The organism is Aurantiacibacter xanthus (assembly GCF_003584015.1).
GTDB lineage: Bacteria > Pseudomonadota > Alphaproteobacteria > Sphingomonadales > Sphingomonadaceae > Alteraurantiacibacter > Alteraurantiacibacter xanthus.
Genome location: NZ_QXFM01000045.1, coordinates 1 through 7,787, shown reverse-complemented (window position 1 = coordinate 7,787; position 7,787 = coordinate 1). Strand labels below are relative to the sequence as shown.

The following is a 7,787-nucleotide window of genomic DNA, read 5'->3' as shown; positions in this document are numbered from 1 at the left end:
TAGCGCCCCGCAGCCGCGCCTGTCGGCAGACGCTCGCTGCCGAGCGGAGCGGCCATGGCGAGCAGGCGCGCCTGCGCCTCCTCATGCGGGATGGGCGGGGGCAGGCTCATTCGGCGTGCCAGTCGCCGCTCTTGCCGCCGGTCTTGCTGAGCAGGCGGACCTGTTCGATCACCATGCCCTTCTCCAGCGCCTTGGCCATGTCGTAGATCGTCAGCAGCGCCATCGAGGCGGCGGTCAGGGCCTCCATCTCCACTCCGGTCTTGCCGGTGAGCGCGGCGCGCGCGGTGACGCGGATGGCGCTGTCCTCGAAGGCGAAGTCCACGCTCACCGTATCGAGCGCGAGCGGGTGGCACAGCGGGATCAGCTCGCCGGTGCGCTTGGCCGCCATGATGCCCGCGATGCGCGCAGCGGCGAGCACATCGCCCTTGGGGCCCGAGCCATCGCGCACCGCCTGCAAGGTGGCGGGCTGCATCGCGATCCGCCCCTCGGCGGTGGCGCTGCGCTGGCTGGGCGTCTTGTGGCCGACATCGACCATGCGCGCGGCGCCGGTTTCGTCGAGGTGGGTGAGCTTGCTCATGGCGTGGCGGCCTTCGTCGGTGTTGCGCGGGGCGTAAGGTGGAACAGGTGTGACACCGTTCTGGAGAGAATTTTCTCACCCGACGCAAGGGGGCTGCGAAGCGTGCTGCTATGCGGAACAGGCAGGTTGGCGGTCATCCCGCCGTGGTGGCACAGGGTTGCGCTGTAGGACAGGGCCCCCGGCAATGCCGCAGGGACTCGGGTGCCGGGATCGGGTGGCTAGACCAGCCGCGCGATGGCGTAGCCGACCGCGCCGACGAGCGCCCACGAGGCCACGGTCAATCCGCCGAGAATCGCCACACGGGTGCGGCGGCGCAGCTTCGGCACGTCGGGCTCGGGGAAAGCCGCGTCCTCTGCATGGGGGCGGGGCAGCGCCGGAGCCGCAAGAAGCGCGGCGCTGATCGCGGCCTGCGAAATCGGTTCGGGAAACTCGGCGCCGTATTCGTTCTCGAAATCGAGCCGTGTACTGCGGACGATGATCGCCGAGACCGTCCCCGCTTCCGGGATCGCAACATCGAGTTGCTCGCCGATATCGAGCTTGGCAGACGAGCGGATGCGCATGCCCGTCTGCGACAGATCGAGAATGGCGACAGCTGTCGTGCCCGGTCGTTCCCCCGCGTCGAAACTGAGGGTGAAGGTCCGGCGACTGGCATTCCTGCGATCAATGAAAGGCGCGGGCAGGGACAGCGCGGCAACTCTGGGCAACATCTTGGACCTCCGCGACCGCCATCGGCCATTTTGCTTGAGAAGTGGTAAAGGCGCGCGCTTCAATCTTTCGCTGTCCGCTGCTTTTGCACGCATTTTCCACCCCGTATGGAGGCCGCGGAGGAGCTTTCAGGGCGATGCGTCAGTCGGGTTGTGGCACCCCTCCGGCACCGATCATCAGCTGGACCTGCGATGTCTCGCTACCCGATATTTCAAGCACATAGTCGCCCGGTTGCAGCTCGAAGCTGACCACCTTGCGGATCGGGGTGCAGCGCACGCCTCTGCCATAGGCCACCGGCACGGCGGGCACGCCATCGCGGCTGACGTCGATCCACAGCGGGCTGCCCGCGCCAACGCCATAGATGCCCGCTTCGGTGATCGTGAAGCGGGCAAGGCCGCCGAAGCTCGTTTCCTCGCCTTCGCCCTGCGGCAGGCTGGCATAGGCGACCTCCGGGTCGGGGTGCAGGCTCAGCGCAATTGCCTGACCGGGGGCGAAGCCGCTTGTCGTCAGCTCGGCAGTGTTGCGCGCCGAGATGAGCGGCACCGTGGCGTTCCAGCCCGACCAGCTCTGGCCCAGCGCGACATCGGCAGCGGGACAGGAAAGCGGCGCAGACGCTGCCATTTCCGGGGCCGGGTGGGGGCTGGCGCAACCGGACAAAACGGCAGCGATGGCGGGCAACAACAGGGACGGGCGCATAGAGTTCTTCCAATAGCTATATACGGCTGTATATAGCGAGTCGCTGCGGAGGGAAGCCCCTTTCCCGCCGCTCTGCCCCAATTGATGGAGACCTCTGTTGCGATTTCTGCTGCTTGCTTCCGCGTGCTCAATTCTGGCCGCACCGTGTTACGCCAAGGCTGAGGAGCGCGACGAAACGGCGGGCAGCGCTTTCGATCTCGGCCGGATCGTGGTGCGCGCCACTATCGCCCGCGATTCGGTCGCGCCCGGCAGCGAGACGCTGGGGCAGGCGGCCATCGAGGCCTTCAACCGCACCACGCTTGACGATGCACTGACGCTGGTTCCGGGTATCGCGGTTTCGGCCAGCGGCGATGCGCGCAACGAACGGCTGGTGACCGTGCGCGGGTTCGACCGCTTTCAGGTGCCGATCTCGATCGATGGCATCCGCGTCTATCTCCCCTACGACAACCGGCTCGACTATGGCCGCTTCCTCAGCGGCGACCTCGCCGAGGTACAGGTGGCCAAGGGTTATGCCTCGGTGCTCGACGGGCCCGGCGCGATGGGCGGGGCGATCAATCTGGTGACGCGCCGCCCCACGCGCGCGCTGGAGGCCCATGGCCGCGCCACGCTCGATCTCGACCGTGACGGTGACTATGCGGGCTATACCGGCTTTGCCGCGCTCGGCACCCGGCAGGAGCGCTGGTATGCGCAGGCGAGCTTTGCGCGCAGCTTCCGCGACCATTGGGACCTGCCGGACAGCTTCACGCCCACGGCGGTGGAGGATGGCGGCGCGCGCGAGCTGTCGCGGACCGAGGACTGGCGGCTGAACGCCAAGCTCGGCTACACCCCCAACGAAACCGACGAATATGTGCTCAGCTACACCCGGCAGGAGGGCAGCAAGAACGCGCCGCCCCATGTCACCGACCCCGGCCCGCGCGCCTGGGCCTGGCCGGAGTGGGATATCGACAGCTTCTATGCCCTCTCGACCACGCAGCTGAGCGATGGCCTGACGCTGAAGATGCAGGCCTATCTCAACAGCTTCAATAACCTGCTGCGGGGTTTCGACGATGCCACGCAGACCAGCCAGACCCTGCCAGCGGGGCGCGTGTTCAACAGCTGGTATGCCGATCAGTCACATGGCGGCGCGGCGCGGCTTGAATGGCGGGAGGGGGCGAACCGGCTGGGCCTTGCGTTCCACTACCGGCGCGACGAGCATATCGAGTATTCGCAGCTCTTTCCCACCGGGTACATCGAGCCCGAACAGCGCAGCCTCGAAGACACCTTCAGTCTCGCGCTGGAAGACGAGCTGGCCTTGGCGGACACGGTCTCGCTCACCGTGGGGGTGAGCTACGACTGGCGCACTCTCATTCAGGCGGATGAGTTCGTACTCAACAGTTCGCGCGATGGCGGCACCTCTCTGTCCTACCCGCTACGCAATGCTGATGCATGGAACGGGCAGGCGCGGCTCGACTGGCAGGCGAGCAGCGCCACTTCGGCGCATCTGTCGCTATCCTCGCGCACGCGCTTTCCGACGCTGGCGGAGCGGTTCAGCTCGCGCTTCGGCGGGGCGACCTCGAACCCCGCGCTTGAGGCGGAACGCGCCACCACCCTGGAACTGGGCGCGACGCAGGAGGTGGGCGGCTTGCAACTGGAGGCGGCGTTGTTCCACTCATGGATCGACGACGCGATTGTCGCCTTCCCGTTCATTTATAACGGCACGGGGGTGAGCCAGAGCCGCAATGTCGGCAGCGGCACGTCCTACGGGGCAGAGCTGTCGGCTTCGGCGGTGGTCAGCCCCACGCTGCAACTGGGGGCGAACTACACCTATATCCACCGCGACTTCACCGATCCCTCGATCCCCGCTTTCGAGCCGACCGGGGTGCCCGGACACCGCGCCTTCGCCTGGGCGAGCTGGCAGCCGGCCGCGCGGCTGAGCGTGTTGCCGTCGCTCGAACTGGCCTCTGACCGCTGGACCGTGAACAGCGCCGGCACGCGTTACTACCAGACGGGCGGCTATGCTCTGGCCGACCTGCGGGTCGACTACGAGGTCGCGGGCGGCGTCACCATCGGCGCGGCCGTGCGCAACCTGTTCGACGAGCTTTACATGCTGACCGATGGCTTCCCCGAAGCCGGGCGGCGGTTCTCGCTGATCGCGAAGTTCGATTTCTGACCGAAGCGGGCGGGGGCGAACGGGTTTCGTCCGCGCCGTCCGGCTAGAACGGGGATGACATACCGTCGACTCGCAAAGCCCTTCCCCTGTGGGGAAGGGTTGGGATGGGGGGCGGCGTCGAGCCCCCGCCCCCAGCCCCTCCCCAAGGGGAGGGGAGCAAGGTGGATCAGGGTAAAGTCATCAGACTCTAGAACAGCCGCACCCCGTTGGCGACCTGCTGGTCGGGCGCGAACAGCACCACCTCGCCAGCGGCATCGGGAAAGCCGAGCACCAGCACTTCGCTCATCATCGGGCCGATCTGACGCGGCGGGAAGTTGACCACGGCGGCGACCTGCCGCCCGACCAGTTCCTCGCAGGTGTAGTGGGCGGTGATCTGGGCCGAGCTCTTCTTCTCGCCGATGACCGGGCCGAAGTCGAGCGTCAGCCGGTAAGCGGGTTTGCGCGCTTTCTCGAAGGGTTCGGCGGCGATGATCGTGCCCACGCGGATATCGACCGCGAGGAACTGGTCGAAGGTGATCTGCTCGGCAATGGGCGCTTCGGCGTCGTGCAGCAGGTGCATGGCGTTATCCTTCGAGCAAGGTCCGCGTAGCGGCGACCACGTCGCCCTGCCGCATCAGGCTTTCGCCGACGAGGAAGCAGCGCACCCCGGCGGCGGCGAGGCGCTGGCAGTCGGCATGGTCGCGGATACCGCTTTCTCCGACCAGCAGCGCGCCCTCGGGGGCCAGCGGGGCAAGCCGTTCGGTGGTGGCGAGATCGGTGGTGAAGGTTTTGAGGTTGCGGTTGTTGACCCCGATCAGGCGCGACGTGAGGTGCCTGGCCGCCCGCTCCATCTCGGCCTCGTCGTGGACCTCGACCAGCACGTCCATGCCCTGCGCCAGCGCCGCCTGTTCGATCTCGGCCATCAGCACGTCGTCGAGCGCGGCCACGATGATCAGAATCGCGTCGGCCCCGATGCTGCGCGCTTCAGTCACCTGCCACGGGTCGACCATGAAGTCCTTGCGCAGCACTGGCAGGTCGCAGGCCGCGCGGGCCTCCTTGAGATAGTCCTCGTGGCCCTGAAAATAGGGCGCGTCGGTCAGCACCGAAAGGCAGGCCGCGCCGCCTGCGGTATAGTCGCGGGCGTGCATGGCGGGCTGGAAGTCCTCGCGGATCAGGCCTTTGGAGGGGCTCGCCTTCTTGACCTCGGCGATCAGGCCGAAGCCGCTCGCGGCCTTGCTGCGCAGCGCCTGCTCGAACCCGCGCGGGGCGGACTGCTGTGCGGCGGCAGCTTCCAGCGCGGCGAGGCTGGTCAGCGCCTTGCGGGCGGCCACTTCCTCGCGCTTGGTGGCGCAGATTTCGTCCAGCTTGTTCACTTTCGCACTCCGCTTGGGTTCAGGCCTTGCTCGCGGCAATCCAGCAGTCGAGCAGCGCCTTGGCCAGCCCCTTGTCGATGGCTTCGGCGGCCTCTTCCACACCGTCGCGCAGGCTCGTCACCTCGCCCGCCACGATCAGCGCCGCCGCCGCATTGAGCAGCACCGCATCGCGATAGGGGCCTTCCTCGCCAGCGAGCAGACGGGCCAGCGCCGCCGCGTTGTAGGCAGGATCGCCACCCTGAAGCGATTTCAGCGGATGGCGTGGGAGCCCCGCATCCTCGGGCGTGATTTCCTCGCCAATCCCCTCGATGCCGAGCGTCGCCACGCGGCTGGGCCCGGCGATGGACAGCTCGTCGAGCCCTTCCAGCCCCGAGACGATCATCACCTTGTCCATCCCCAGCAACTGCATTGCGTCGCGGTAGATCGGCACATAGTCGGGCCGGGCAATGCCGATCAGCTGGCGCTGCACGCGGGCCGGGTTGGCGATCGGGCCGATCAGGTTGAAGATCGTGCGCCGACCCAGCGCCTTGCGGATCGCGGCCAGGTGCCTCAGTGCGGGGTGATAGGTCTGCGCGAACAGGAAGGCGATGCCGATCTCGTCGAGCGTCTTCTCGGCGACGCGGGCGGCAGCATCGAGATCGAGGCCGAGCGCCTCCAGCGTATCGGCCGCGCCCGCCTTCGAACTGGCCGCGCGGTTGCCGTGCTTGGCCACCGGCACTTCGCAAGCCCCCACCACGATGGCGACGGCGGTCGAGATGTTGAGCGAATGCTGCCCGTCGCCGCCCGTGCCGCAGACATCAATCGCGTTGGCGGGCGCTTTCACCGTCACCATGGTGTCGCGCATGGCCTGCGCGGCTCCGGCGATTTCCTCGGTCGTCTCGCCGCGCTCGGTCATGTCGAGCAGCAGCGCGCCGATCTCCTCGTCGCTCATCGCGCCGTCGAGCATGCGCAGGAACAGCGCGTGGCTTTCGGACATGGTCAGGCTCATGAGCGCGCTTTCGGCTCCAGCCCGGCGATGCGCAGGAAGTTCGCCAGCAGCGCGTGGCCGTGTTCGGTGGCGATGCTTTCGGGGTGGAACTGCACCCCGTGGATCGGCAGCTCGACATGGCGGAAGCCCATCACGGCGGTGCCATCCAGCCCCGGCGTCTCGCTGGTGGCGTTGACCGCCAGACAAGCGGGAATATCCTCCACGATCAGCGAGTGATAGCGCGTGGCGGTGTAGGGCGAGGGCAGGCCCGCGAACAGGCCGGTGCCATCATGCGTCACCGCGCTGGTCTTGCCGTGCATCAGCCCGCCGCGCGTAACCGTGCCGCCGAAATACTGCCCGATCGACTGATGCCCGAGGCACACCCCCATCAGCGGGCGCGCCGCATCGGCGCAGGCCGCCACCAGATCGAGCGAAATGCCCGCTTCGTTGGGCGTGCAGGGGCCGGGCGAGATCAGGATGCCCTTGGCCCCCGTCGCCAGCGCCTCCGCAGCGGAAAGCGCATCGTTGCGCACCACTTCAACCTTCGCCCCCAGCTCCATCACGTAGTGGACGAGGTTGAAGGTGAAGCTGTCGTAATTGTCGATGACGAGGATGTCGGGCTGGCTCATTGTTGTGCTCTTGGCTTGTTTTTCACCACGATCAAGGGGCCGAGCGGAGCGCGTCCGTCCATGCGGTCGGCCACCGGGTCCCACAGGCTCGACACCGTGCCGTCGAGGAACAGCGCGTTGGGGGTCTTGAGGCGGTCGCGGAACAGGCGCGCGATCACGCCGAAGCTGATCGGGCCTTGCGAGATAACGAAGTGCGCGCGGCCCTGTTCGTCCACGCCCACCGCGTTGCGCAGCAGGCGGCTGGGGCCGTTCTCGGTGATCTCGGGATGGATCTTGCCGTCGATCACCAGCATCGGCCCGCTCTGGGTGCCGAAGGCGGGGCGCTCGCGCACGGTGCTGTAGAATTTCTCGGTGTCGAGCACCTGCCACTTGCTGCCGCTGCCGAAGAACACCCCGTTCGGCTTCAGGTGAAAGTTGCCCGTACCATCGGCGCGGCTGAGCGCTTTCAGCCGCTCGCCATCTTCGACGAAATAGCCGACCGGCTGGCCGGCATCGTCGAACATGCCGCCGTTCATGGCGAAGGCGACATCGGTCTCAGGGTTGGCCTTGCGATAGGCGGCGAAGGAGCGGAACGGTGCGCCGCCCGCCGGGCTGAGCGCGGTTACAATCGTGTGATCGGCAGGGTCGGCGATGCAGTCGGCGAAGCGCTGCTCCTCGAAGGTGATGACCTCGCAGGCATCGAAAGCGGCTGGCGAGGACGAGGCGGTCGGCT

The 7,787-nt window shown here is 67.4% G+C and carries 9 protein-coding genes; 1 reads left to right on the top strand and 8 read right to left on the bottom strand.

The genetic code is table 11. The features are described 5' to 3' along the window. Positions 1–106 precede the first annotated feature (106 nt). The 3 genes from moaC to D2V17_RS04625 form a co-directional block, all read right to left on the bottom strand. Positions 107–577: a cyclic pyranopterin monophosphate synthase MoaC gene (gene moaC, locus D2V17_RS04635; RefSeq protein ID WP_119591956.1), complete on the bottom strand. Its 471-nt coding sequence runs from the start codon at positions 575–577 to the stop codon at positions 107–109. A gap of 218 nt (positions 578–795) precedes the next feature. Further along, complete coding sequence (locus tag D2V17_RS04630) at positions 796–1,284, bottom strand: PilZ domain-containing protein (RefSeq protein ID WP_191229077.1); 489 nt, start codon at positions 1,282–1,284, stop codon at positions 796–798. A 139-nt stretch (positions 1,285–1,423) separates the two neighbouring features. Then, positions 1,424–1,903, bottom strand: a complete 480-nt coding sequence (locus tag D2V17_RS04625; RefSeq protein WP_119591954.1) for a homogentisate 1,2-dioxygenase — start codon at positions 1,901–1,903, stop codon at positions 1,424–1,426. A gap of 172 nt (positions 1,904–2,075) precedes the next feature. On the opposite strand from D2V17_RS04625, the gene D2V17_RS04620 reads away from it, so the two are divergent. Beyond that, the gene (locus D2V17_RS04620; RefSeq protein ID WP_119591953.1) at positions 2,076–4,127 is read left to right on the top strand and encodes a TonB-dependent receptor plug domain-containing protein; all 2,052 of its coding nucleotides are present in this window, start codon (positions 2,076–2,078) and stop codon (positions 4,125–4,127) included. 187 nt (positions 4,128–4,314) lie between these two features. Here the strand turns inward: D2V17_RS04620 and D2V17_RS04615 are convergent, their stop codons facing one another. The 5 genes from D2V17_RS04615 to D2V17_RS04595 all read right to left on the bottom strand — a co-directional run. After that, positions 4,315–4,686, bottom strand: a complete 372-nt coding sequence (locus tag D2V17_RS04615) for a tRNA-binding protein (protein ID WP_119591952.1) — start codon at positions 4,684–4,686, stop codon at positions 4,315–4,317. A gap of 4 nt (positions 4,687–4,690) precedes the next feature. Beyond that, positions 4,691–5,479, bottom strand: coding sequence for an indole-3-glycerol phosphate synthase TrpC (trpC, locus tag D2V17_RS04610; protein ID WP_119591951.1), 789 nt, complete (start codon positions 5,477–5,479; stop codon positions 4,691–4,693). A gap of 19 nt (positions 5,480–5,498) precedes the next feature. Then, on the bottom strand, positions 5,499–6,467 hold the full coding sequence (trpD, locus tag D2V17_RS04605) for an anthranilate phosphoribosyltransferase (protein WP_119591950.1): 969 nt from the start codon (positions 6,465–6,467) through the stop codon (positions 5,499–5,501). Beyond that, positions 6,464–7,075, bottom strand: a complete 612-nt coding sequence (locus D2V17_RS04600; protein WP_119591949.1) for an anthranilate synthase component II — start codon at positions 7,073–7,075, stop codon at positions 6,464–6,466. The genes trpD and D2V17_RS04600 overlap by 4 nt, the downstream gene beginning before the upstream one ends. Beyond that, the coding region (locus tag D2V17_RS04595) for a phosphodiester glycosidase family protein (RefSeq protein ID WP_119591948.1) at positions 7,072–7,787 on the bottom strand (716 nt) is incomplete at its 5' end. The genes D2V17_RS04595 and D2V17_RS04600, both read right to left, overlap by 4 nt.

Bases quoted from the DNA above. Each gene is read 5' to 3' on its own strand.
- D2V17_RS04600 (WP_119591949.1), bottom strand. From the start codon at position 7,075: ATGAGCCAGCCCGACATCCTCGTCATCGACAATTACGACAGCTTCACC.
- D2V17_RS04625 (WP_119591954.1), bottom strand. From the start codon at position 1,903: ATGGCAGCGTCTGCGCCGCTTTCCTGTCCCGCTGCCGATGTCGCGCTG.
- D2V17_RS04630 (WP_191229077.1), bottom strand. From the start codon at position 1,284: ATGTTGCCCAGAGTTGCCGCGCTGTCCCTGCCCGCGCCTTTCATTGAT.
- moaC (WP_119591956.1), bottom strand. From the start codon at position 577: ATGAGCAAGCTCACCCACCTCGACGAAACCGGCGCCGCGCGCATGGTC.
- D2V17_RS04615 (WP_119591952.1), bottom strand. From the start codon at position 4,686: ATGCACCTGCTGCACGACGCCGAAGCGCCCATTGCCGAGCAGATCACC.
- trpD (WP_119591950.1), bottom strand. From the start codon at position 6,467: ATGAGCCTGACCATGTCCGAAAGCCACGCGCTGTTCCTGCGCATGCTC.